This window comes from Amycolatopsis sp. NPDC021455 (assembly GCF_040640995.1).
Classification (GTDB): domain Bacteria; phylum Actinomycetota; class Actinomycetes; order Mycobacteriales; family Pseudonocardiaceae; genus Amycolatopsis.
The window spans coordinates 57,352-79,645 of sequence record NZ_JBFACT010000008.1; the positions used below are offsets into that span (position 1 = coordinate 57,352).

The window sequence follows — 22,294 nt, forward strand, 5'->3', positions numbered from 1 at the left end:
TTCAAAGTCACCGTCCGGTCGGTCAGGAACTCGACGGACGATCGGTGTGCCCGCCGACACTAGCGGGAACTCGGCCCGCACTTAAGCACGTGAGGTTACGATCGCGCTACGTGGACGTCGATTTGACCGCAATGTGTCCGTAAATCACGACAGAATGTGACCATTTGAGGCTCGTGACACCATTCGGTGCCCGATCACTAACTCACTTGGCGGTACACACGTTAGCCCGCTCGTGTCTGGACGGACAGCAGGCTTGATCGATTCAGGGCAACCCGTGCACTGAGGGTGACGGGCTGGAATCCTCCGAAAGTCGGGACGCGGCGGCCCCGGCGGTGCCGTCGACGGCGAACCAGCCGCGCTCGAACCGTTGCCAGCGCGCTAATTCGGCCCGTGCGCCCTCGCCGTCGCGCGCGACGGTCTTGGCCAGCCGCTCGGCCTCGGAGCCGCCAGAGAGCCAGCAGAGCCCGGAAAGCAGGGGTCTTACCGAAGTCCGGCCGCTCGACACGCCCTCGAGCACCAGGACGTCGGGCACGGGCACCCGGACGAGCTCGCCCGGCCGGGGTACCCCAGTGGTCCAGTCCATCCGCCGATAGGCGCCGGCCACGCCGTCGCCGAGCGGACGCAGGACGCCGTCGACGAGCCGCGGCCACCACGCGACCGGGTCGTCCCAGGTCGCGAAGGCGTCGGTGCTCACCAGGGCCGTCCGGCACCCGCGAGCTTCGAGTCCGGCGACGACCTGGGCGGCCAGGGTGGACTTGCCGGCGCCCGAAGGGCCGTCGATGGCCAGCACCCGCACCCGGCCGAGCCGGGGTGGGGCGGCGAGCAGGGCTCCGATCAGCGCGTCACTTGCTGACGCGCTCGACCTCCGGGAGCCCTTTGACGTCGTCGGGCGCCGCCGTCTTCGCCTCCAGCTCGACGATCCGGCGCTCCAGCTCGCGCTTGGCGTCCTCGAGCTCGCAGCGCAGCAACGCGATCTCCTCGACCGACGTCCGCACCTCTTCCTCCAGGTGCCCGACCTCGGTGGACAGGTGCAGCGACACCAGCGCCAGCACGACGCCGGCGAGGAGGAACACGAAGTTCGACGGGGTCTCCACCCCGGTCAGCCGGGCCAGGAACTGCGCCGCGGACGGGATCGCGGCCAGCACCACGACGCCGATGGCGACGATCAGCCACACGCCCGCGTACTTCTCACGGAGCTTGCGCCGCCGCATCATCTCGATGACGACGAAAAGCACCAGGCAAGCGATGACGATGCTGAGGATGCGCCAACCGGCCATCTTCGGAAGCTCCTTATGCCGAGTCTGAGGAGTCGACCGCGGGGCGGCGGCGGACCAGCGCGAGCAGCAGCGCGAGCCCGGCACGGCCCAGGTAGACGGCCGACTTGACGGGCGAGTGGCTGGGCGTGCCGCCCGCGCGCTCGCGCATGATGACCGGGATCTCCTTGATGGTCAGCTTGGCCCGGATGGCCATGACCAGCGATTCCACCGTGTCGCCGAGGTACTCCGCCGGGTAGTAGCCGGCGAACAGCCGGATCGCCCGCGGACCCATCGCCTTGAACCCCGACGTGACGTCGGTGAGCCGCGTCTTCGCCAGCCGGGAGAACACGATCGACAGCGCGACCATGGCGTACTTGCGCGGCCCGCTGGCCTTGTACGCGCCCTTGCCGGCGAACCGCGAGCCGATCACGATGTCCGCGTCGTCCAGGCCGCGCAGCAGCGCGTCCAGCTCGTCCGGGTCGTGCTGGCCGTCGGCGTCCACCTGCACGACGACGTCGTAGCCGCGGGCGGCGGCGTACCGGAAGCCGGTGCGCATCGCGCCCCCGACCCCGAGGTTCACCGACAGCCGGGCCACCTCGGCCCCGGCGGCGCGGGCCAGCTTGGCGGTGTCGTCGACCGAGCCGTCGTCGACGACCAGCAGATCGCCGTCCGGCAGCGCCCGCTTCACCTGCTCGATGACCGACGCGACGCTCGCCGACTCGTTGAGGGCGGGCATCACGATGAGCACCCGGCGGCTGGTCACGGACGTCACAGACACGCGATCACTTTAGCCCTTCACTTGCCGTTACCGGCGGTGGACCCGGGCGCCGCACCGGACGTGACGACGCCCTGCTGGCCTTCGATTTCGTAGATGGAGGCCCCGGCGTTGCGGAAGACCAGCTTGAAGCCGGGGGTGGTGTCGAGGTGCTGCAGGCCGACGTCGTTCTGCCGGTCCGCGATGACCTTGCCCTTGCCGACGAACGCGTACCGGACCTTCAGGTCGGTGAGCGCCTTGCGGACCCGGGGGAACCGGTCCAGGTCGTTGGCGTAGATGCTCAGGTACTGCTCGTCGGTGTTCGTGGTCTTGTCCGAGCCGTAGAAGCTCCACTGCGTCGGCATCACGCCCGCCAGCGCGTACATCCAGACCGAACCGTCGATCCGGTCGTTCAGCACGCGCTCGCCGGGCTTGGTGTGCGCGGCGAGCCAGCCGAACGCGGCCTCTTCGTCCTTGCTGATGGTCGGGCTGTCGTTGTAGGCGTACTGGACGCGGGCGGCGTTGCGGCCGACGTAGCCGCCGCGGCTGAGCCCGCCGACGACCAGCGCGATCAGCACCACGCCGACCAGGGTCAGGGTGGCGGGCCGGAGGTTCGGCAGCCGCGGCCGCACCTTCTCGGCGAACCAGCCGGACGCGGTGTGCACGAACTCGCCGAAGGCGACGCACCCCGCCAGCGGCACGAGGGCCGCGACGCGCCAGTTGTCGTTGTAGAACGGGCTGCTCAGCAGGTGCACGATGTCGGTCTCGAGCGAGACGGTCGCGGCGAACAGCGCGCCGAGCAGGATGTACGCGCCGACCATCCACATCATCCGGCGGTGCCTGACCAGCATGAACACGCCGATGAGGGCCGGGACGCCGATCCACCACTGCGGGAACGACGCCATCGGGGAGAACGTGATCGTCTCGCCGACCGCACCGGACACGGTGGCTTCGGAGGCCCAGTACGTGCTGGTCACGCCGCCCGCGTTGTAGAGCGAGGGCAGGACGACCGGGATGCCGAACGCGGCGGCCAGCACGAAGGTCGCTACCAGCGACGGCATCGAGCGGCGCCAGGTGATCTTCTCGAACTTGAGCAGCACCGCGGCGAGGATCGTCAGGAAGTACACGATGACCACGAACACGACGCTGGTGTGCAGGCCGGCCAGCCCGGCCACGCCGACGCCGATGCCGACCGGCCCGGCGATCGCGCGGGGCTCCAGCAGGTGCCGGGCGACCGCGAGCATCGCCGGGATCAGCGCGACACCGGCGACGAACGGCCACAGCGGGCCGCGCCACAGCGAGTCGTACGGGAACACCGTGAAGCAGGCCGAGACCGCCGCGGCCGAGGCCACGGCGACCGGCGGCATCCGCCAGGCGTGGCACATCGCGGCGACGCCGATCGGCACGGTGAGGACCACGGTGAGCGCCGCCAGGTTCAGCGTCGGCATCATCGTGAGGCCGCCCTTGCCGAAGACCAGGGCGAGCAGCGCGTGGTAGGTGTCCGGGTAGAAGTAGTTCGTCTGGTTCGGCAGGTTCGCGATCGTGCCGACGGTCGACGGCCGGGCGTCGCCGTGCTCGGCGATCCAGCGGACGAGGTTGGCGTGGAACGGCGCGTCCCAGCCCTGCTGAACGTTGTTCAGGTTCCGGACGCCGCGCAGGAACGTGACGGCGCCGATCCCCAGGCCGGCGGCGACGCCGAGGCCGATCAGGACGTGGTCGCGGACACTGCGCTCGGGCCGCTCCGGCTCGGTCCAGTCGGGGTGGCGGCGGCGCGCGAACCGCGCCACGGCGAAGGCGAGCGCGAACCCGACGGCCGAAACCAGGACGGACCACAGCGCGACGTTCAGCATCGACCAGCGGATGCCGAGCTTGCCGAGGACCGGGATGCCGAGGGCGACGAGGCCGAAGGTGAGCATCGGCCCGGCGGCGGCCAGCGTCCAGCCACGCAACCGGATCGCGGCACCGAACAACAGACCAGGCAGCCAGAACGCGAGCAAAACGAGTAGTACGTTCATCGAATTCGCTGTCCAAACCTTACCGGCGTTTCACGCCGTTTCCCGTCCCCACCGGCGGGTTCGCCACGCACCTTACTGGGCCGCTACGAAGACGTTTCACCGGTGCCCGGGGTTGTCCCGGTACCCGTTTCCGGAGCGCGCCGCAGGACGAACGCGAGCACCACGGCCAGGCCCAGCGCCGGCGCCGCGGCCAGCGCGACGACCGCACGGAACACCGTGTCGCCCGGCAGGAACAGCAGCACCAGCGAGGCCGTGCCGGTGACCACGGCCCACGTCGCCAGCACCAGCTTCGCCTGGGTGCGGGCCACCAGGACCGCCGTCAGCAGCTGCATCGGGACCAGCAGCACCGACGACCACACGAGTCCCGCCACCGACCAGCCGTCGATGGCGTACTTCGGGCCGCTGACGAACCGGACCGCCCACGGCCCGAGCCACAGCCCGACCAGCGCGCCGAGCGCGGCCAGCACCAGCGAGGCGGCCGCGCCGAGCGCGAGCACGCGGCGCAGCCGGTGACGGCCCTCCTCGGTGACCGAGAGCCGGACGACGAACGGCACGGCCAGCGACTGCACCGGCCCGATCAAGGTCAGCGGCAGCCGCGCGATGACCAGCGCGGCGAACAGGGCGCCGACGCGGTCGCCGTCGCCGCCCGGGGCGAGCAGGCCGACCAGGGCCGGGTAGCCGGTGATGACCGCGGCCGTCAGCGCCGCGCCGGTCAGCAGCATGCCCATCCGGCGGGACGTGACGCCCCAGCCGTCGCCCTCGACGTGGACGTCGAGCAGCTGCCGGGCCGGGCGCGCGAACAGCAGCCAGGCGAACGAGCCGGCGGCGACCGCGATGGCCAGCGAAACGACGTTGTAGGCGACCGAGACGAACAGGACACCCAGGATGAGCGCCCGGATGGCCGGTTCGGCGATCACGAGCAGTGAGAAGGCCTTCACCTTGTGCTGCCCGATCAGCAGCCCGCGCGTGCCGAACTGGCAGGCGAACGCGACGCCGCCGGCCAGCACGATCACGGCCAGCGACCAGTCGCCGTGAAAGAGCTTTTCGTTGATCGGCGGGATCAGCAGGGCGAGGGAGAACGCGGCCGCGACGACCACGCCGACGGCGACCGCGCGCAGGGCCGGGCGGCCCGCCTTGCCGCCGGTGAGCGCGGCCACCGCGGACTGCCGCGAGAGCTCCTGCTCGAGCGGCGAGAGCGTGCTGCCGAGGCCCATCACCAGGCCCCAGAACGTCACGAAGACCGCGTACTCCTGCGGCGGCAGCAGGCGCTGGCAGGCGACGGTGAGCAGGTAGCCGAGGCCGATCGACACGATCAGCGAGCCGCCGAGGCTGCCCGCGGTCGTGCGCCCGCTGGTCGTGGCGGCCGGGGTGTCCACTTCGGTGCTCATCGGCGGCGGAGCTTGGTCCGCACGGCCATCGCCAGCCCGCGCAGGACGCCGGCGCCGAACCCGCCGGCGAACACCGGCAGCAGCTTGGTGACCGCGCGGGCCTCCGGGCCGGTCGCCCCGCACTTCTTGACGACCTCGCCCGCCGCGACCGCGCCGAGGACACCGGCGGCCAGCGTCGTCTTCGGCTTCTTCGCGGCGAAGGCCAGGCCGAGGACACCGGCGGCGAGCGCGCCGAACAGGGCGTTGCGGGCCGGGCCGGGCGAAGCGATGTAGGAGTCCACGTAGGTGGTGCCGCGGAAGTAGGCCTGCTGCGTGAACTTCTTGAACGAGTCGCGCCCGTTGTAGGTCGCCGACAGCTCCGGGGCCAGCCAGATCCGCTCGCGCTCGGCGATCCAGCGCAGCATGCGGGTGTCGTCGCTGGCGAAGCGGATGTCGTCGAAGAGCGACGCGAACGCCGTCACCGAGCCTTCGAGGAGGCCGCGGCGGGCGCAGAAGAACGTCGTCCCCTTCGGATAGACGTCGAACTCCTCGATGCCGTACGACATCAGGCGCGGGTTCGCGCAGTACTTGCGCCACGGCACCTTGACCAGGCCGGCCATGAATCCCGCGTACGGGTTGTGTTCGGAAGCGACGTTGATGTGGCCGTTCCAGACCGCGCGCTCGGGGTGCTCCACGAGCTGGTCGCGCAGGAACGTCAGGGTGTGCTCGTCGACGATGACGCGGCTGTCGAGCAGCGCGATCCACTCGCCGGAGGACTTGGCGATGCCCGCGCTCCTGGCCTCGAACCGGCCCGCGTTGGCCTGGCTGATGACCGTGATGCCGTGGCGTTCGCGCAGGTCGTCGAGCCGCGACGGCGTCGCGTCGGTGCTGCCGTCGTCGACGACGACGACCTCGATCGGCCAGCTCGCGGCCGATGCCGAAGCGAGCAGCGCGCCGACACTGCGTTCGATCCAGTCCTGCTCGTTGTAGACCGGGATCACGACGCTGAGCGAGGGGAGGAGCGGGTTCGCACTCACCGTGCCGAGGCTACCCGGCGGCCCCCGCGGCGGGTCGGCCAGTATCCTTACGCCACCGCACCCGACCGGAAATGGGCTCTTCTGGTGATTTCCTTCATTCTCGGCACCACCGCGGAACTGATCAAGATCGCGCCGGTCTACCACGGAATCCGCGAGCGCGGGATGCGGCCGAAGATCTGGTTCACCGCCCAGCACGTCGACGAGGTCGCCGACGTCCTCGCGGACCTGAACATGCCGGCGCCCGACGTCTGGCTGGTGCCGGAGGACAAGGCCCACAACCTCGAGTCGCCGGCCCAGGTGCCCGGCTGGGCCGCGCAGGTGCTGCGGACGGCGTGGAGCCGCCGCCACGAGCTGCGCGCCGCGCTGACCGAGGACGGCCGCCCGCCGCTGGTGCTGGTGCACGGCGACACGTTCACCACGCCGTACGGCTCCCTGATCGGGAAGCGGATCCTCAAGTCCCGCGTCGGGCACGTCGAGGCGGGCGCGCGGTCGGGCAGCATCCTGTCGCCGCTGCCGGAGGAGCTGAACCGCAAGATCGCGGCGAAGATCGTCGACATCCACTTCGCGCCGAGCATCCGCGAGGTGAACAACCTGCGGCACGCCCGCGGCGTCGTCGTCGACACCGAGGCGAACACGGCGATCGACGCGATGCGCCTGGCGATCAACGGGCCGCTGGACGTGCCGAACCTGCCGGAGAAGTTCGGTCTCGCGACGCTGCACCGCTTCGAGCTGGTGTCGCGGCCGGACAAGTACCGCGAGGTGCTGGAGATCCTGCGCGAGCAGAGCCGCAAGATGCCGATCCTGTACATGGCCGGTGCGCCGGAGCGCGAGAAGATCCGCGCGCTGGGCATCGGGAACATCTTCGACGACCAGTTCATCGTCCAGCCGAAGATGCGGTACCTGAAGTTCCTGCCGCTGGTCGCGCGCGCCGAGTACGTCGTCACCGACTCGGGTGGTCTCTCGGCGGAGTGCTACTACCTCGGCCTGCCGTGCGCGGTGCACCGCGAGCGCACGGAGACGCCGCAGCACCTCGGCGAGACGGTCGTGCTGACCGAAATGCGCGGCGACAAGCTGCAGAACTTCCTCGACACGTACCAGAACCGCCGCGGCGAGTCCTGGATGGACAAGTACCACCCGTCCGAGATCGTCGTCGACACCCTGGCGCAGCTCGGCTACTGCTGAGTCCGTCGTCCGGGTGACCGCCGGATTTTGCGGCGGTCACCCGGATTTCGACGTCTCTTAGAGCGCGCGTCGACCTGAAAGCGCGCGGCCCAGCGTCAGCTCGTCGGCGAACTCCAGGTCACCACCCATCGGCAGGCCCGACGCCAGGCGCGTCACGCTCAGGCCCGGGAAGTCCCGCAGCATGCGGACCAAGTACGTCGCCGTCGCCTCGCCCTCCGTGTTGGGGTCCGTGGCGATGATGATCTCCTTGATGTCCGCCTCGCCGATGCGCTTGAGCAGCTCACGCATCCGCAGCTGCTCCGGGCCGATGCCCGACAACGGGTCGAGCGCGCCGCCCAGGACGTGGTAGCGGCCCTTGAACTCACGCGTGCGCTCGACCGCCAGGACGTCCTTCGGCTCCTCGACCACGCAGATGACCGTGAGGTCGCGGCGCTCGTCCCGGCAGATGCGGCACGTCGGCTGCTCGGAGACGTTGCCGCAGATCTCGCAGAACTGCACGCCCTCCTTGACCTTGCCGAGCACGTCCTGCAGGCGCGCGATGTCGGCCGGGTCGGTGGCCAGCAGGTGGAACGCGATCCGCTGGGCACTCTTCGGCCCGACCCCGGGCAGGCGCCCGAGCTCGTCGATCAGGTCCTGGACGACACCTTCGTACAAGTTCGTCAGCCGCCGAAGCCGAGGCTGCCGAGGTCCGGCATGCCGCCACCGCCGCCGAGCCCGCCGGCCAGCGGGCCGAGCTTCTGCTCGGTGAGCTTCTGCGCGCTCGCCGAGGCGTCGCGCACCGCCGCGACGATCAGGTCGGACAGCGTCTCGACGTCGTCCGGGTCGACCACCTTCGGGTCGATCTGCAGGCTCTTCAGCTGGCTGTCACCGGAGACGGTCGCGGTGACCAGCCCGCCCCCTGCCGTGCCGGTGACCTCGGTGTTGGCCAGTTCTTCCTGGGCCTCGACGAGCTTCTGCTGCATCTGCTGCGCCTGCTGCATCAGCTGGGAAAGGTCGAAGCCGCCGCCGGGTTGGGCCATGATCGCACTCGGTCCTCTCTGCACGCCTGTGTCCCCACCAGGGTAGTCGCGCCACGCGGGAGCCCGGGGTGTGGCACCGTGGTCGCCGTGCGACGCGCGACTGTCCCCCTGCTGCTGGCCGGTGCTCTCCTGCTCACCGGCTGCTCCGACGACGCTCCCGCGGCTCCCGCGCCTGCTCCGGTGGTCACGCGGACGATCACGCCCACGCCGTCCTCCCCGTCGGCGTCGCCGTCGCCTTCGCCGCCGGCCACGTCGTCGTCCGCCACCGCGACGCCGGTGCCGCCCGCGGCCGGGAAGGTCGTCGTCCTGGATCCGGGGCACAACGGCGGGAACGCCGCGCACCCGGCGGAGATCAACCGGCAGGTGCCCGCCGGGCGCGGGCAGACCAAGCCGTGCAACACCACCGGCACCGCGACCAACGCCGGCTACCCCGAGCACGCCTTCACCTTCGACGTCGCCCGGCGGGTCGGGGAAGCGTTGGCGGCCAACGGAATTCGCGTCGTCTACACGCGACAGGACGACACCGGGGTCGGCCCCTGCGTCGACCGCCGGGCGGCGATCGGCAACGAGGCGAACGCGGACGCCGTCGTCTCCATCCACGCCGACGGTTCGGACGCGGCCGGCGCGAACGGTTTCCACGTCGCGTATTCGTCACCGCCGCTGAACGCCGCGCAGGGCGAGCCGTCGACGCGGCTGGCCCGGACGCTGCGGGACACGATGCGCACGAGCGGCTTCAGCCCGGCGAACTACATCGGCTCCAGCGGCCTTTCGGCGCGCGCGGACCTCGCCGGCCTCAACCTTTCGACGCGGCCGGCGGCGCTCGTGGAGTGCGGCAACATGCGCGACGCGGCCGAGGCCGCGCGGATGGCGAGCGCGGAAGGACGGCAGCAGTTCGCGGCGGCCATCACGGCGGCCATCGAGGCCTACCTGGCTTCCTGAGCCGCGACGACGGCTTCGCCGTTGACGGTCGCCCACCTGGTGAGGACGCCGATGGGCTCGACGAGCGTCCGCCCGAGGTCGGTCAGGCAGTACTCCACCCGCGGCGGCGCTTCGGCGTACGCGCGGCGGTCGACCAAGCCGTAGCCCTGGAGCTTCCGCAGCGTCTGGGTGAGCACCTTCCGCGAGATGCCGCCGATGAGGCCGACCAGCTCGCCGTGCCGCCGCTGAGCGCGAACACCACGACGACCGCCCAATTGTCGGCGATGATCTCGATCGCCAGCCGGTACCGAGAGGTACCTTTCGGCTTCCTAATCTCGGGACCATGGAACTCCCCGAAACTCGATGGTCTGGGCCAGCCGGGAGGGCGACGAGATCGTCATGGGCATGGAGGGCCGCCGTCCCAAGGTGCGCAACATCCGCAACGACCCGCGCGTCACGGTGCTGATCGAGGACCACGACGGCCACGACGAGCGCGGCCTCCCGCAGTACCTGCTGGTCCGGGGCACCGCCCGGATCATGGGCCCGGACATCCCCGGCGAGTTCACGGCGCTGATGGACCGGCAGGCCCGGCGTTACCTGGGCGCCGAGAAGTACGAGCTGGGCAACCAGGGCTCGACGACGGCGGTGATCGTGCGAGTCACCGCCGACCGGGTGACCGGCATCGGCCCCTGGGCCTCCTGACGCGGCGTACCTGGACGGTCGGTTCGCGTACTTGGAGGGTCGGCTCGTGAGCCGACTGTCTGGGTACGGCCCGTCAGTCCAGGGGGCGGGCGCCGAGGTGGTCGGCCAGGAGTTTGCGGGCCACTTCGTCCGGGTCCTGGTCCGGCGGGGGCGGGGGTGGCGGCGGGGCCGGGCTGGCGTCCTCGTTGTAGAGGTCCTCGTCGTCCTCGTCCGACGGTTCCGGGGGCAGCGGGATGTCCGGCTCGGTCGTCGTGACCTTCGGGCGCGCCGGTGGCGCCGGTGGCGGCGGGGTCGCCGGGCGCGCGGGCTCGGCGGGGGGCGGCGGCGCGGCCGCCGACTGGCGGGTGAACGACCGCTCCGGCGCCGGGGCCGCCTGCTGCGGCCGGGCGGCGGGCGCGGCCGCAGCAGCGGTGCCGTGGACGCAGCGGACCTGCCAGTCGCCGCCGAGGACGTCGGTCAGCGCGCCGGCGATCTTGCGGGCGTTGTCCTGGTCGGACAGGCGCCGGGCCAGCGGCTCGGACTTGTGGGTCAGCGTCACGGCGTTGCCCTCGACGCTCGCCACCGCCGCCTGGGTCAGCATCGCCTCGAGGCTGCGGCCGCCGGTGAACTTGCGCAACGCCGTCATCAGCTGCGGCCAGACGTTCCGGATCGCGGCGGCGTCCATCCCGCCCGACGCTGCGGGCGCAGCCGGCGCGGCGGGGGCCTCGGCGGCGGCGGGAGTGCTCGGTCCGCCGCCGGAAGACGCGGAGGCGTTCGAAGCCGCGGGCGTACCGCCGCCGGGCGTGCGCACCGCACCCCAGCCACCATCGCCCGGCTGAGCCGGGGCCGCCGAAGCAGCCGGTGCTGCCGCAGCGGAGGAAGTAGTCGCGGCCGTGCCGCCTCCCGGTGGCCGCGATGCGCCCTCGTCGGCGGGCCTGGCCGCCGGCTCGGCGGTGGCCGGGCGGGCGGGCGGCTTGACCGGCTCGGGTACCGGCGCCGGGCCCGCGGCCCCCGCGCGCTGCGAGGGCCGCGAAAACTCCCGCTCGGGTGCCGCCCGCACCGGCGGCTCCACGCCGCCCTCGGCCGGGGCCGCGGGCGCGGTCGCGCGGCGCTCCAGCCGCTCGATCCGGGCCAGCAGCGCCTTCTCCGCGTCCGTCACCGACGGCAGCAGCATCCGCGCGCACAACAGCTCCAGCACGAGCCGCGGCGACGTCGCGCCGCGCATCTCCAGGAGTCCATTGTGGACGATGTCGGCGTAGCGCGAGAGGGTGGCGAGGCCGATCCGCTCGGCCTGCGCGACCATCCGCGACAGCTCCTCCTCCGGCGCGGACACCAGCCCGCCCGCGGATTCCGGCACCGCGCGCAGCAGCACCAGGTCGCGCAGCCGGTCGAGCAGGTCGGTGGCGAACCGCCGCGGGTCGTGCCCGGCCTCGGTGAGCTTCTCGACCGTGCCGAACACCGTCGCCGCGTCCTCGGTCGAGAGCGCGTCCACCATGTCGTCGATCAGCGCGACGTCGGTGACGCCCAGCAGCGCGACCGCCCGCGAGTACGAAACGCCTTCCGGGCCCGCGCCGGCGAGCAGCTGGTCGAGCACCGACTGCGTGTCACGCGCCGAGCCGCCGCCCGCCCGGATGACCAGCGGGTACACCGCCGGCTCGACCTCGACGCCCTCGGCCGCGATGTTGCGCTCCAGCAGGTTGCGCATCGAGCTCGGCGGGATCAGCCGGAACGGGTAGTGGTGCGTGCGCGAGCGGATGGTGGTGAGCACCTTGTCCGGCTCGGTCGTCGCGAAGATGAAGATGACGTGCTCGGGCGGCTCTTCCACGATCTTCAGCAGGGCGTTGAAGCCCTGCGTGGTGACCATGTGCGCCTCGTCGATGATGAACACGCGGTAGCGCGACTCGGCCGGGGCGTAGAACGCCTTGTCGCGCAGCTCGCGGGCGTCGTCGACGCCACCGTGACTGGCGGCGTCGAGCTCCGTGACGTCGACGCTGCCCGGGCCTTCGGGCGCGAGCGCCTTGCACGAGTTGCACTCGCCGCACGGGTCCGGCGTCGGGCCCTTGGCGCAGTTCAGCGAGCGCGCCATGATGCGCGCGCTCGACGTCTTGCCGCAGCCGCGGGGGCCCGAGAAGAGGTAGGCGTGGTTGATCCGCCCGGCGGACAACGCCGTGCGGAGGGGTTCGGTCACATGCTCCTGACCGACGACCTCGGCGAAGGTCGCCGGACGGTACTTGCGGTACAGCGCGAGAGCCACGCCGCGAGACTACCGCCAGGGTCCGACAACCTTCGCCGTGCGGTCAGGGCAGCTGGGCCAGCAGCGCGTTCACCTTGGCGACGTGCGCCGCGGTGAAGGCGTCACGCGCCCGCGCCCTGGGCAGGTCGTTGTCCAGGTAGGGCTGCAGACCCGAGTCCGGGCCGTCGAGCACGCCCTGCCCGACGGCGTCGACCTCCGGGCCGCCGGCCGACAGCGACTGGGCCACCTTGACCCGCAGGTCGATCAGGTGCGCGACGTACTGGCCGTGGGCCAGGAACTCGCGGACGTCGGCGACCGTGCCGTCGAGCGCCTTCTGCGCCGCCGACTTCGTACTCGGGCCGCCGGCCGCCATGAGCTGGTTGACCTCGACGCGGTCGTCGGTGTCCCGGCCCGGGTAGTCGCCGGTGCGCAGCAGCGCGGCGACACCGGCGTACGGCCCGGCGAGCGCGTCACGAGCCGCCTGGCGCAGGCCAGGGCGGGCCTTCGGGTCGGCCGCGATGGCCGCGACGGCGGCGCGGTCGTCCGACTCCTGCGCGACGGCGAGCCCGGTGCGCACGAACGTGACGACGTCGTCGTCGGAACCGCTCAGTGCGGCGCGGGCGGCGTTCTTGACCGCGGAGCCGCCGTTGCGCAGCAGATAGACCGACGCGCGACGGCCGTTCGGCACGGTCAGCGCCGGGTCGGCGGCATCGGCGAGCAGCTTGTCGTTGTCCGCCTCGGCCTGCGCGGCGCGGGCCGCCGCGTCCTTGGCCGCCTGCTGCGCCGCAGCTTCCGCGTTCAAAGCGGCACCGGCGTCCTGCTGGCCCTTGGCCCGCTGGGCGGCGAGCCGGTTCGTGTTCACCGTCCGGGCGTCGCTCGCGAGCGTGGTGGCGCGGCTCCTGGCGAGGTTGACGCCGATGGCGCTGTGCCTGGCCGCGGCCGCCTTGGCGAAGTCGACCTGGAACTTGACCGCGGCGAGTTCGGCGTCGCCGTCCGCCGCGACCTTCCGCCAGAGGGAGAGGAAGTACCGGACGTCGTCCGGGGTGCCGTCGAGCGCCGTCTGCGCGGCGGCCTGGACCTCGGGTCCGCCGGCGGCGAGCGCCTGGTCGGCCGCGATGCGCTCGTCGGTGTTTTTCGCCTGCTGCAGGCCGGTCTCGAGGAACGCCCGGACGTCGCCGGGCGTGCCGTCGAGTGCCTTCTGGGCGGCGGCGTTGACGGTCGCGCCGCCGGCGCTCATGGCCTGGCCGACGGCGATCCGGTCGTCCGCGATCCGGGCCTGGGCGAGGCCGTGGGCCAGGAACTCGCGGACGTCGGCCTGGGTGCCACTGAGTGCCTGCTGGGCGGCGCGCTTGGTGGCCGGGCCGCCGGTGGTCATGGCCTGGGTGACGAGGACCCGCTCGTCGTCGTCCTGGGCGCGCTGACGGCCGGTGGCCAGGAAGGCCTGCAGGTCGGCGGGTGTGCCGAGCAGCGCCGCTTCGGCGGCCCTGGCGACGCCGGGACCGCCGGTCTCCAGCAGCGAGACGGCCTGGGCCCGGTCGGGCAGGACATCGGCGGCCGCGGGTGCCGCGAAGACGCCGGCGGCGAGTGCCGCGGCGACGATTACTGCGTTCGCACGCAAGGAGAACCCCCTCGATCGATGATCGTTCCGTTCCCCTATCGCGGAGATGGGCGGAATGTTTCCGTTAGTCTCGGATTTCGTGAGCCGCACGCGGAAAGCCGATCCGGTGCCCGGCCGGTACCCGGTGCGCTTCGGGACGGCGGAACTGGTGAAGGACGCCGACCGCGCCAACGCCTGGCTGGTGTCGGTCGACGGGGTCGCGCAGTCCTACGTCGACCTCGACGACCCGGCGCACCTGGAGTTCGACTACGTCCGCCGGTTCGGCGACGTGGTGGACCGGCTGCCGCCGGGCCCGGTGGAGGCCCTGCACATCGGCGGCGCGGCGTGCACGCTGCCGCGCTACGTCGCGGCGACCCGCCCCGGGTCGAGGCAGCTGGTGTTCGACGCCGACGGCGAGCTGGTGGAGCTGGTCCGTGCCCAGCTGGGACTGCGGATCCCGGGCCTGCGCGTCCGGGTGACGGACGGCCGCGCGGGCCTGGCGACGCGCCGGGAGGATTCGGCGGACCTGGTGGTGGTCGACGCGTTCGAGCGCGCGACGCTGGCCGGCGGCCTGGCGACGCGCGAAGCGACGAAGGCGATCGCGGGCATCCTGCGCCCCGCGGGCCTCTACCTGGCGAACATCACGGACGGCTCGGGCCTCCCGTTCGCCCGCCGCTTCCTGGCGACGCTGCTGTCGGTGTTCCCGGAGGTCCTGCTGCTGGCGGACCCGGGAGTCCTGCGCGGCCGCCGGTTCGGCAACTTGGTACTGGCGGCCTCGGCCACCCAGCTCCCGACGGCGGAGATAGCGACCCGAACGGCCTCGGCGGCATTCCCGGCAAGGTGCGTGTACGGCCCGGAGCTGCGGAAACTGGCGGGCAAGGCGCCCCCGATCACAGACGCGGACGCACCCTCGCCCCCGAACCCGCCGGAAGACATCCTGGGCCTGTTCTGAGGCGCCGACCCGCCCCAAACGCCCCAATGTGGCGTTGGTTGCATCCAACGCACCGAACGCCACATTGGTTGCGTCCAACGCACCCAACGCCACATTGGGGCGCTTGAAACCCGACCGGCTCGCCAGGTGGCGCGGGAGGCACCGTGGGGGTCCGGGGGCTCGGCCCCCGGGCGAAAGGACGAAGTGAAGGCCCGGCGAAGGGGCGAAGCCCCGAGAGCCGGAAGCCGAAAAGAAGGGGACCCCGCGCACCCGCCAGAGCCTGCTTATCCTTGCTGCCTTCCGGCCCTGGGGAGGTTCACAGGGTGGACGCCGCGCGGGGTCCGTGGATCAGTGTAGCGAAGGCCTCTCAGGCGCCCGCGCCCGCCTGGGCACGGGCCTTCTTGAACGTGTTGTGCAGCACCGCCAGCAGGGCGTCGCGCACCGACAGCTTCTGCCGGGCGTCGAACGTGATCAGCGGGACGTCGTCGCTGACCGCGAGGGCCCAGCGGACGTCGTCCAGGTTGTGGCCGAGCGATCCGTCGAACATGTTCACCGCCACCACGAACGGCAGGCCCGCGTTCTCGAAGTAGTCGACCGCCGGGTAGCAGTCGTCCATGCGGCGGGTGTCCACGATCACCAGCGCGCCCAGTGCGCCGTGGACCAGGTCCTGCCACATGAAGCCGAAGCGGTCCTGGCCGGGGGTGCCGAACAGGTACAGCTTGACCTCTTCGTCGATCGTGATGCAGCCGAAGTCGAGCGCGACCGTCGTCGTGGTCTTGGCCGGGACGTGCCCGGTGCGGTCCACGGACGCCGCCACCGACGTGATCGCGGCCTCGGTCGTGAGCGGCTTGATCTCCGAGATGGACGACACCGCCGTCGTCTTGCCGACGCCGAAGCCGCCCGCGATGACGATCTTGACCGGGGCCGGCGGCCGGGCGCCCGGTTCAGTGAATGGCTTCGAGTCCACGAATGACCCTTTCGATCATGCCGAGGTCGTGCGAGTTGTGGTTGCCCGGCCGCCGGACGACGACGTAGCCCAGTTCGGCGAGGTCGGCCACCAGCACCCTGGCCACGCCGATGTGCAGGCCGAGCATGGCCGCCACCTCGGCGACCGACATCGTGTTCCGGCAGAGGGAAACGATTTCCTGGCGTTCGAACGTGAGCTTCGGGTGCGACGCCGCGCCGAGGCGGGACGTCATGACCTGCGCCTCGATCTCGAGGCTCTGGTCGACCGGCTGGGCCCGTCCCGAGGTCATCAGGTACGGCCGCAGCAGCGAAGGCTCTTCGGTCATCACGACCCCACGGTGTTCTTCAGCTCCTCGATCAGCCCCGGCGTCAGCACCTCGGTGGCGCGGTTGGCGAACATCGCCATCTCGTAGGCGATCGTGCCGAGGCTGGCCTGCTTGTTGGCGAGCACGCCGAGGGAGCAGCCGATGCTGATCGTGCAAACGAGCAGGTACCCGTGCTCCAGCTCGATGATCACCTTGTCGGGTGAACCGAGCGGGTGGCTTTCGGAGACGCCGTGGGCGAGGCCGAGCATCGCGGAGGAGATCGCGGCGAGGCGGTCGGCGTTGGAGCGTTCGAGCTCCGACGACATCGCGATCAGCAAGCCGTCGGCCGAGACCGCGATGGCGGCTATCGCGCCCGCCGTGTGCTGCGCGAAGCGGCTCACCAGCCAGTTGAAGTTCTGGGCTTCGACACTGACGCCAGCTGCGGGGATGCTCATTTCCTGCTCTCTTCTCCTCGTTCCATCACACGACCGGCGACCACGCCTTGGGGCGGGCTGTCTGCCGTAACGTCCTCCGCCTTGGCGAGGCCGGCGGCGAACGCGTCGAACGCCGCTCGCTCGGCCGCCGGGTCCCGCCTGCTGCGGTTGGCGACGGCTCGGGCGATCGGCCGCCCCGCGGTCTGCTTGCGCAGGCCGGGGGCGAGCTGGGCGCCGGGGACGCGGCGGATCAGGCCGTCGCGCGACTGCGCGGCGGCCGTGATCGGGGCCGTGGCCACCGGCGGCGCGCCCACGGGGACGCGGACCGGAGGAGGGGACACGGGCGCGGTGACGACCGTGGGCGGCGCGGGCGGCGGGTCGGTCGTCAACGCGGTGACCTCGGCGGCCTTCGCGAAGGCGCTGGCGAAGCCGTCCATCGCGGCCTTGGTCGCCTCCGGGTCGTGCCGCGGCTTGCCCTCGTCGGCCGCCGCCGTCGACGTGCCCGGGCTGGGCAGCTGGGCGCCGCGGACCCGGCGGCGCAGTCCGCCGCGGGTTTCTCCGCCGCCGGTTTCACCGTCGGTATCCGGCGCGAGTTCTTCGGCCGGTTTGACGTCGGGTTCGGCGTCCGGCCACACCGGTTCCAGCTCGCGGAACCAGCGGAAGCCGTTGCCGTTGCCGAGCAGCGCCGGGATCGCCGGCGCGGGCAGTTCGGCGGGCCGGTCGAGCACCGGCCCGGGGGCCGGCTCGGCGACGGACGGCCGGAAGTCGTCCAAAGTGGACAGACCGGTGGCCGGCGCCGCGTGCCGCGGCGGCGCGCTCACGGGCGTGGCCTGTGCGGGGATCGCCGGGATCGGCTCGCTCTTCGGGCGCAGCGCGGTGCGGTGGCTGAACAGCGACGCCGGGATGGTCAGCCGCGCGGTCACGCCGCCGGTGGTCGGCGTCGCGAGCAGCTCGACGCCCAGCTCGTGGCGCCGCGCCAGGCGGCCGACCACGAACAGGCCGAGCACACTGGTCGGCGCGAGCTCCAGGCGTTCGCGCTCGACGAGCCGCTGGTTCTCCTCCGCCAGCTTCTCCGCGGTCATGCCGATGCCGTGGTCGACGATGCTCACCAGGCAGGCGCCGTCGGACAGCAGCATCGTGTCCACCTCGACCATCGAGCCCGGCGGCGAGAACGACGTCGCGTTCTCCAGCAGCTCCGCGAACACGAGCACCAGGTCGGCGCCGAGGGCCGACGACAGCAGGATCTCCGCGACGACGCCGAGCTTGACGCGCTGGTAGTCCTCGATCTCCGCGAGTGCCGAGCGCAGCGCCGTCGACAGCTCGATCGGGCCGGCGATCCGGGTCTCGTCGCGGGTGCCGGACACGACGAGCAGGTTGTCCGCGTTCCGGCGCAGGCGGGTGGAGAGGTGGTCGAGCCGGTAGAGGCTGGCCAGCAGCCGGGTGTCCTGCTCGTTGCGCTCGACCTCGTCGATCAGGGCGAGCTGGCGGCCGACGAGGTTCTGCGTGCGCTTCGCGACGTTCGCGAACATCAGGCTGGTGTTGCGCCGGGTGAGCGCCTGCCGTTCGACCAGCTCGGCCGCGGTGGTCTGGACCCGGTTGAACGCGGCGGCCAGCTGGCCCAGCTCGTCGGCGGAGACGACGTCGATGGTGGCCAGCCGCGGGATCTGCTCCTCGGCCTCCTCGGTGTCGGTCACGCGCACGAGCTCGGTGCCGGCGAGGTCGGCGACCGACGTCGCCGCGGTGGTCAGCTGGCGCAGCGGCCCGGCGATCGAGCGGGAGACCGCGACGGCGAGGAAGGCGACCAGCAGGAACAGCCCGCCCGCGCCCAGACCGACCGTCCAGGCCAGCCGGGTCGCGGCGCTCGCCCGGCTGGTCGCCGAGTCGGCGATCTCGCCGATGACCCGCTCCTGGACGAGTTTGCGTTGCCCCGCCTGGCTTTCCGACGCGGCGAGCACGTCGGCGACGTACTGGGTGGTGCCCGCGGCGTCGCGCACGTTGCCGATCTGGGAAGCGAGTTCCTCGATCTTGCGGCCCGCTTCGCTCGCCTCGACGTTGACGACCAGGGCGGCCTGCGAGCTGTCGGTTTCGTCGTCGGCCTGCTGGACGAACCGGTCGGTGAAGATCGGCGCCTGCTGGGTCGCGTCGTCCAGGATGGACCGGCCCGCCTCGGGTGACACCGCGGTCACGATCAACGCCATGCCCCGCAACGAGTTCTCCTCGTTCGCGCGCAGCAGCGCCTCCAGCGCGGACAGCTCCCGGGTGCCCTCGGCGTCGTCGCTGAGCTGCGGGACGAGCCGCAAGGCATCGATTACCGCGCCGATCACAGCGTGGTAGGTGCGGGCGACGCTGTCGAGCGCGACGCCGCGGCGTTGCGCGTTCTGCCGCAGCTCGGCCAGCGAGCCGATCCGGGTCAGCGCCGCGGACAGCTCGTCCGGCGCGTCCGAGTCGAGCGACTTCCGCACGCCCTCGACCGCCGCGTCGACCGTCTTCTGCTGCTGGAGCATCTGGTCGGGGGCCATCGACGGCGTCGCGACGAACGCGCCGGTCAGCAGCCGCTCGCGCTGCAGCTGCCAGACGAGCCCGCCGAGCTGCTGGGTGTACCGCGCCACGGTCGCCGACTGCGAGGCCGCGCCGGCGCTGTTCGCCTGGGTCAGCACGAACGGCACCGACACCAGTGCCACCGCGATCAGCGGGGGCAGCAGCAGCAGGTTCAGCTTGCCGCGAATGCCGAGCCGGGCAAGGAGACCCCCGCCGCCCGCCGGTCTCGCGGTCGACCTGCCGTGCCTCATCCCGCCACCATCCCGTCTTCCGTTCTCACTCGACCGCGGCCACCCGGCTCACGTGGCCGCGGTGCTGCTCCCGGACGAGGTCCTCGATCCGGGCGCGCAGCGCGAGGAACGCCGGCTCGCGCTTCACCGCCAGGTCCCGCTCGACCGGCAGCGCCACCTCGACGTCGGCGGCGACCCGGCCGGGGTCGGAGGCGAGCACCACCACCCGGCCGCCGAGGAACACCGCTTCCTCGACGTCGTGGGTGACCATCAGCACCGTGGTGCCGGTGTCGGCCCACACCTGGCGGATGAGCACCTGCATGTCCTCTTTGGTCTGGACGTCCAGGGCGCCGAAGGGTTCGTCCAGCAGCAGGACTTCCGGTTCGCAGGCCAGTGCCCGCGCGATCGCGACGCGTTGCTTCTGGCCGCCGGAGAGCTGCTTCGGCAGCGACCGCCGCACGGCGTCGAGCCCGGTCTCGGCCAGGTACCAGTCGACGCGCTTGGTGCGTTCGGCCGCGTCGATCGGCAGCAGCTCGAGTCCGAACGCGACGTTCTTCTCGACGCTGCGCCAGGGGTAGAGCGCGCCGTGCTGGAAGACGAGCCCGCGGTCCGGGCCGGGCCCGGTGACGGGGATGCCGTCGAGCACGATCTCGCCTTCGGTAGGCGGGTTGAGCCCGGCCACCAGGGACAGCAGCGTCGACTTGCCCGAGCCGCTCGCGCCGACGACGCAGACGAACTCGCCGCGCCGCACCTCGAGGTCGACGCCGTCGAGGGCGCGCGTGACCTTGCCGCGGACGGTGTAGTCCTTGGCGACCTTCCGCAGTTCCAGTGTCATGCCGCCCACTTCCCGACCCGCGTGCGCAGCAGGCGCAGCAGGACGTCGATGGCGAGCCCGGCGAGCCCGATGACCACGAGCACCGCGAAGATCTTGTCCGTCTGCAGGAACCGCTGCGCGCGGACGATCCGGTAGCCGAGGCCGGCCGAGGAGTTGATCAGCTCGGCGACGACCACGAAGTTCCACGCCGCGGCGGCGTTGACCCGGATCGCGTCGATCATGCCCGGCAGCGAGTGCGGCACGACGATCTTGCGCAGCACCTCGCCGCGACGCGCGCCGAGCGTGTAGGAGACGTCGATGAGCGAGTTCGGCACGGCGCGGACGACGTCGGCGGTCATCAGCGTGTTGAAGAAGACCGTCCCGATGAACAGGATGGCGATCTTCGACGGTTCGCCGAGGCCGAGCCAGATGATCAGCAGCGGGATGAACGCGCTCGCCGGCAGGTAGCGCAGCAGCCCGATCAGCGGCTCGAAGAACGCCTGCCCGGCGGCGAAGGTGCCCATCAGGATGCCCAGCGGCACCGAAACCACCACGGCGAGGCCGAAGCCTTCGAGCACCCGCAGGGTCGTCGTCCAGAGGTCGTCGAAGAGCTCACCGGTGCTCGCCATGTCCACCCCGGCCCGCAGCACCGCGGCCGGGGACGGCAGGAACGTCGAGTCGACGGCGCCGCCGGCGCTCAGCGCGATCCACGCCAGGAACGGGATCGCGAACGACAGCACCGCCAGCGTCCAGCGCGCCGCGGCGGAAATCGGCGTGCGGAGGGAAAACAGCGGCGAAGCGGAGGGCTTCAGCCCCGCCCGGCGGGGCAGCGGCGACCAGTCCGGCCTGCCGCCGCCGCGGGCGGACTCCTGCTGTTCGGCGAGCCGCTGTTCGGCTTCCTGGGCCTGGGCGGCCCGCTCGTCGGCCGAACTCGCCGGGGTGGTGCGCTGGGTCGGACCGGTCACTGCGGCGCGGCCTTCACGAACTGGTCGTCGAACAACCCGTCGAGCGACGGCCGCTGCTGGGCGAGCCCGGTGCTGACGATGAAGTCGATGATCTTGTTCGCCTGGAAGTCCAGGTGCTGCGGGGTGACGCCCGGGGTGAACGCGTCGAGGTTCTGCTGCCGCGTGAAGATCGTGGTGCCCGCGTCGTAGCTCTTGTAGTCCGCCTCGGAGACGCCACCGCGCTTGGCCATGATCTTGACGGCCGCGTCCTTGTTGTTCTTGATCCAGGTCAGCGTCTCGAACCAGGTGTTGACCAGCGCCTGGACGTCCTTGGGGTGGTCCTTGACCAGCTTCTGCGAGGTCACCAGGTGGTCCGGGATGGCACCGGGGAACTCGGCCGACGAGGAGATCGCGCGGCTGCCCGGGCGCTCCAGCGCCGTCGAGGTGAACGGCGCGAACGCGGCGACCGCGTCGACCTGGCCGCCCTTGAACGCGGCGGCCGCGGCGTCGGTCGGGAGGTTGACGAGCTGGATGTCCTTTTCGGTCATCTTCGCCGACTGCAGCGCGAGCAGCAGCAGGTAGTGGTCGACGGCGCCCTGCTCGACGGCGACCTTCTTGCCCTTGAGGTCGGCGATGCTCGTGATCCCGTCCCGCGCGATGATCTTGTCGTTGCCGGTGGAGTTGTCGTTCACCAGGACGATCGACAGCTTGGCGCCGCCGGAGACCGACGACAGCGTGTCGTTGAGGGTCTGGCTGTTGGCGTCGATGGCGCCGCTGGAGAGCGCGTTGATGCTGTCGGTGTAGTTGTCGAAGTACTTCAGGTCGACGTTGACACCGTTCTTGGCGAAGAGACCCTGTTCCTGCGCCACCTGCCAGGGGAACCAGCCCGGCCAGGCGCTGAACCCGATGGTGATCTTGCTGCCGCTGCCCGACGCGGAACTGTCACTGCACCCGGAGAGCGCGGTGACCCCGGCGAGGGTGAGCACGGTCAGGAGCACCGTCAGCAGACGGGGGCGGGGACGGGAAATCACAACGAACTCCAGGTTGCGGGGGAAGTGGAGTGGTGCGTGCCG

20 protein-coding genes, 1 other RNA gene and 2 pseudogenes are annotated in these 22,294 nt (G+C 71.7%); 4 read left to right on the forward strand and 19 right to left on the reverse strand.

Going from position 1 to position 22,294, the window contains the following annotated elements; all coding sequences use genetic code 11:
* Positions 1-262: 262 nt before the first annotated feature.
* The 6 genes from AB0G28_RS13570 to AB0G28_RS13595 form a co-directional block, all read right to left on the reverse strand.
* Positions 263-838 (reverse strand): uridine kinase, encoded by a 576-nt coding sequence (locus AB0G28_RS13570; RefSeq protein ID WP_361088008.1) that lies wholly within the window; start codon positions 836-838, stop codon positions 263-265.
* Positions 839-842: 4 nt separating this feature from the next.
* Positions 843-1,277 carry a DUF2304 domain-containing protein gene (locus AB0G28_RS13575; protein WP_361087617.1) on the reverse strand — a complete coding sequence of 145 codons (435 nt, stop codon included), beginning with the start codon at positions 1,275-1,277 and terminating at the stop codon, positions 843-845.
* Positions 1,278-1,290: 13 nt separating this feature from the next.
* Positions 1,291-2,034, reverse strand: a complete 744-nt coding sequence (locus AB0G28_RS13580) for a glycosyltransferase family 2 protein (RefSeq protein ID WP_361087620.1) — start codon at positions 2,032-2,034, stop codon at positions 1,291-1,293.
* Positions 2,035-2,051: 17 nt separating this feature from the next.
* A complete protein-coding gene (locus AB0G28_RS13585) occupies positions 2,052-4,025 on the reverse strand; it encodes a DUF6541 family protein (RefSeq protein ID WP_361087623.1) in 1,974 nt (657 codons plus the stop codon).
* 83 nt (positions 4,026-4,108) lie between these two features.
* A complete protein-coding gene (locus tag AB0G28_RS13590; RefSeq protein WP_361087626.1) occupies positions 4,109-5,413 on the reverse strand; it encodes a hypothetical protein in 1,305 nt (434 codons plus the stop codon).
* Positions 5,410-6,429, reverse strand: coding sequence for a glycosyltransferase family A protein (locus AB0G28_RS13595; protein WP_361087629.1), 1,020 nt, complete (start codon positions 6,427-6,429; stop codon positions 5,410-5,412). Before AB0G28_RS13595 ends, AB0G28_RS13590 begins: the two co-directional genes overlap by 4 nt.
* Positions 6,430-6,513: 84 nt before the next feature.
* On the opposite strand from AB0G28_RS13595, the gene AB0G28_RS13600 reads away from it, so the two are divergent.
* Positions 6,514-7,611 carry a UDP-N-acetylglucosamine 2-epimerase gene (locus tag AB0G28_RS13600; protein ID WP_361087631.1) on the forward strand — a complete coding sequence of 366 codons (1,098 nt, stop codon included), beginning with the start codon at positions 6,514-6,516 and terminating at the stop codon, positions 7,609-7,611.
* A 57-nt stretch (positions 7,612-7,668) separates the two neighbouring features.
* Here AB0G28_RS13600 and recR read toward each other — a convergent pair whose 3' ends face one another.
* On the reverse strand, positions 7,669-8,265 hold the full coding sequence (recR, locus tag AB0G28_RS13605; RefSeq protein ID WP_361087634.1) for a recombination mediator RecR: 597 nt from the start codon (positions 8,263-8,265) through the stop codon (positions 7,669-7,671).
* Between the two features lie 5 nt (positions 8,266-8,270).
* A complete protein-coding gene (locus AB0G28_RS13610; RefSeq protein WP_013230627.1) occupies positions 8,271-8,630 on the reverse strand; it encodes a YbaB/EbfC family nucleoid-associated protein in 360 nt (119 codons plus the stop codon).
* Positions 8,631-8,708: 78 nt separating this feature from the next.
* Between AB0G28_RS13610 and AB0G28_RS13615 the strand changes: the two genes are divergently transcribed.
* The gene (locus AB0G28_RS13615; RefSeq protein ID WP_361087636.1) at positions 8,709-9,569 is read left to right on the forward strand and encodes an N-acetylmuramoyl-L-alanine amidase; all 861 of its coding nucleotides are present in this window, start codon (positions 8,709-8,711) and stop codon (positions 9,567-9,569) included.
* Here AB0G28_RS13615 and AB0G28_RS13620 read toward each other — a convergent pair.
* Positions 9,554-9,882, reverse strand: a pseudogene (locus AB0G28_RS13620) (helix-turn-helix domain-containing protein). The gene AB0G28_RS13615 and the pseudogene AB0G28_RS13620 overlap by 16 nt on opposite strands.
* A 17-nt stretch (positions 9,883-9,899) precedes the next feature.
* Between AB0G28_RS13620 and AB0G28_RS13625 the strand changes: the two are divergent.
* Positions 9,900-10,250, forward strand: a pseudogene (locus AB0G28_RS13625) (pyridoxamine 5'-phosphate oxidase family protein); the annotation flags it as partial.
* A 73-nt stretch (positions 10,251-10,323) separates the two neighbouring features.
* Here AB0G28_RS13625 and AB0G28_RS13630 read toward each other — a convergent pair.
* The gene (locus AB0G28_RS13630) at positions 10,324-12,483 is read right to left on the reverse strand and encodes a DNA polymerase III subunit gamma and tau (protein WP_361087639.1); all 2,160 of its coding nucleotides are present in this window, start codon (positions 12,481-12,483) and stop codon (positions 10,324-10,326) included.
* A 43-nt stretch (positions 12,484-12,526) separates the two neighbouring features.
* A complete protein-coding gene (locus tag AB0G28_RS13635; protein WP_361087642.1) occupies positions 12,527-14,080 on the reverse strand; it encodes an ALF repeat-containing protein in 1,554 nt (517 codons plus the stop codon).
* Between the two features lie 55 nt (positions 14,081-14,135).
* On the opposite strand from AB0G28_RS13635, the gene AB0G28_RS13640 reads away from it, so the two are divergent.
* Positions 14,136-15,011 (forward strand): fused MFS/spermidine synthase, encoded by an 876-nt coding sequence (locus tag AB0G28_RS13640; RefSeq protein ID WP_361087645.1) that lies wholly within the window; start codon positions 14,136-14,138, stop codon positions 15,009-15,011.
* 230 nt (positions 15,012-15,241) lie between these two features.
* On the opposite strand, the gene ffs is transcribed toward AB0G28_RS13640, so the two are convergent.
* The 8 genes from ffs to AB0G28_RS13680 form a co-directional block, all read right to left on the reverse strand.
* An RNA gene (ffs, locus tag AB0G28_RS13645) (signal recognition particle sRNA small type) lies at positions 15,242-15,336 on the reverse strand.
* 21 nt (positions 15,337-15,357) lie between these two features.
* Positions 15,358-15,957 carry an ATP/GTP-binding protein gene (locus AB0G28_RS13650; protein WP_361087648.1) on the reverse strand — a complete coding sequence of 200 codons (600 nt, stop codon included), beginning with the start codon at positions 15,955-15,957 and terminating at the stop codon, positions 15,358-15,360.
* Positions 15,935-16,282 (reverse strand): DUF742 domain-containing protein, encoded by a 348-nt coding sequence (locus AB0G28_RS13655; protein ID WP_091319104.1) that lies wholly within the window; start codon positions 16,280-16,282, stop codon positions 15,935-15,937. The genes AB0G28_RS13650 and AB0G28_RS13655 overlap by 23 nt, the downstream gene beginning before the upstream one ends.
* On the reverse strand, positions 16,282-16,716 hold the full coding sequence (locus AB0G28_RS13660) for a roadblock/LC7 domain-containing protein (RefSeq protein WP_361087652.1): 435 nt from the start codon (positions 16,714-16,716) through the stop codon (positions 16,282-16,284). The genes AB0G28_RS13655 and AB0G28_RS13660 overlap by 1 nt, the downstream gene beginning before the upstream one ends.
* Positions 16,713-19,484 carry a nitrate- and nitrite sensing domain-containing protein gene (locus AB0G28_RS13665; RefSeq protein WP_361087655.1) on the reverse strand — a complete coding sequence of 924 codons (2,772 nt, stop codon included), beginning with the start codon at positions 19,482-19,484 and terminating at the stop codon, positions 16,713-16,715. Before AB0G28_RS13665 ends, AB0G28_RS13660 begins: the two co-directional genes overlap by 4 nt.
* Positions 19,485-19,509: 25 nt before the next feature.
* Positions 19,510-20,298, reverse strand: a complete 789-nt coding sequence (locus AB0G28_RS13670) for an ABC transporter ATP-binding protein (protein WP_361087658.1) — start codon at positions 20,296-20,298, stop codon at positions 19,510-19,512.
* Positions 20,295-21,242: an ABC transporter permease gene (locus tag AB0G28_RS13675; protein WP_361087661.1), complete on the reverse strand. Its 948-nt coding sequence runs from the start codon at positions 21,240-21,242 to the stop codon at positions 20,295-20,297. The genes AB0G28_RS13670 and AB0G28_RS13675 overlap by 4 nt, the downstream gene beginning before the upstream one ends.
* Positions 21,239-22,252: an ABC transporter substrate-binding protein gene (locus AB0G28_RS13680; RefSeq protein ID WP_361087664.1), complete on the reverse strand. Its 1,014-nt coding sequence runs from the start codon at positions 22,250-22,252 to the stop codon at positions 21,239-21,241. Before AB0G28_RS13680 ends, AB0G28_RS13675 begins: the two co-directional genes overlap by 4 nt.
* Between the last annotated feature and the right edge of the window lie 42 nt (positions 22,253-22,294).

Bases quoted from the DNA above. Each gene is read 5' to 3' on its own strand.
- AB0G28_RS13575 (WP_361087617.1), bottom strand. From the start codon at position 1,277: ATGGCCGGTTGGCGCATCCTCAGCATCGTCATCGCTTGCCTGGTGCTT.
- AB0G28_RS13585 (WP_361087623.1), bottom strand. From the start codon at position 4,025: ATGAACGTACTACTCGTTTTGCTCGCGTTCTGGCTGCCTGGTCTGTTG.
- AB0G28_RS13590 (WP_361087626.1), bottom strand. From the start codon at position 5,413: ATGAGCACCGAAGTGGACACCCCGGCCGCCACGACCAGCGGGCGCACG.
- AB0G28_RS13610 (WP_013230627.1), bottom strand. From the start codon at position 8,630: ATGGCCCAACCCGGCGGCGGCTTCGACCTTTCCCAGCTGATGCAGCAG.
- AB0G28_RS13640 (WP_361087645.1), top strand. From the start codon at position 14,136: ATGTTTCCGTTAGTCTCGGATTTCGTGAGCCGCACGCGGAAAGCCGAT.
- AB0G28_RS13655 (WP_091319104.1), bottom strand. From the start codon at position 16,282: ATGACCGAAGAGCCTTCGCTGCTGCGGCCGTACCTGATGACCTCGGGA.
- AB0G28_RS13660 (WP_361087652.1), bottom strand. From the start codon at position 16,716: ATGAGCATCCCCGCAGCTGGCGTCAGTGTCGAAGCCCAGAACTTCAAC.
- AB0G28_RS13665 (WP_361087655.1), bottom strand. From the start codon at position 19,484: ATGAGGCACGGCAGGTCGACCGCGAGACCGGCGGGCGGCGGGGGTCTC.
- AB0G28_RS13670 (WP_361087658.1), bottom strand. From the start codon at position 20,298: ATGACACTGGAACTGCGGAAGGTCGCCAAGGACTACACCGTCCGCGGC.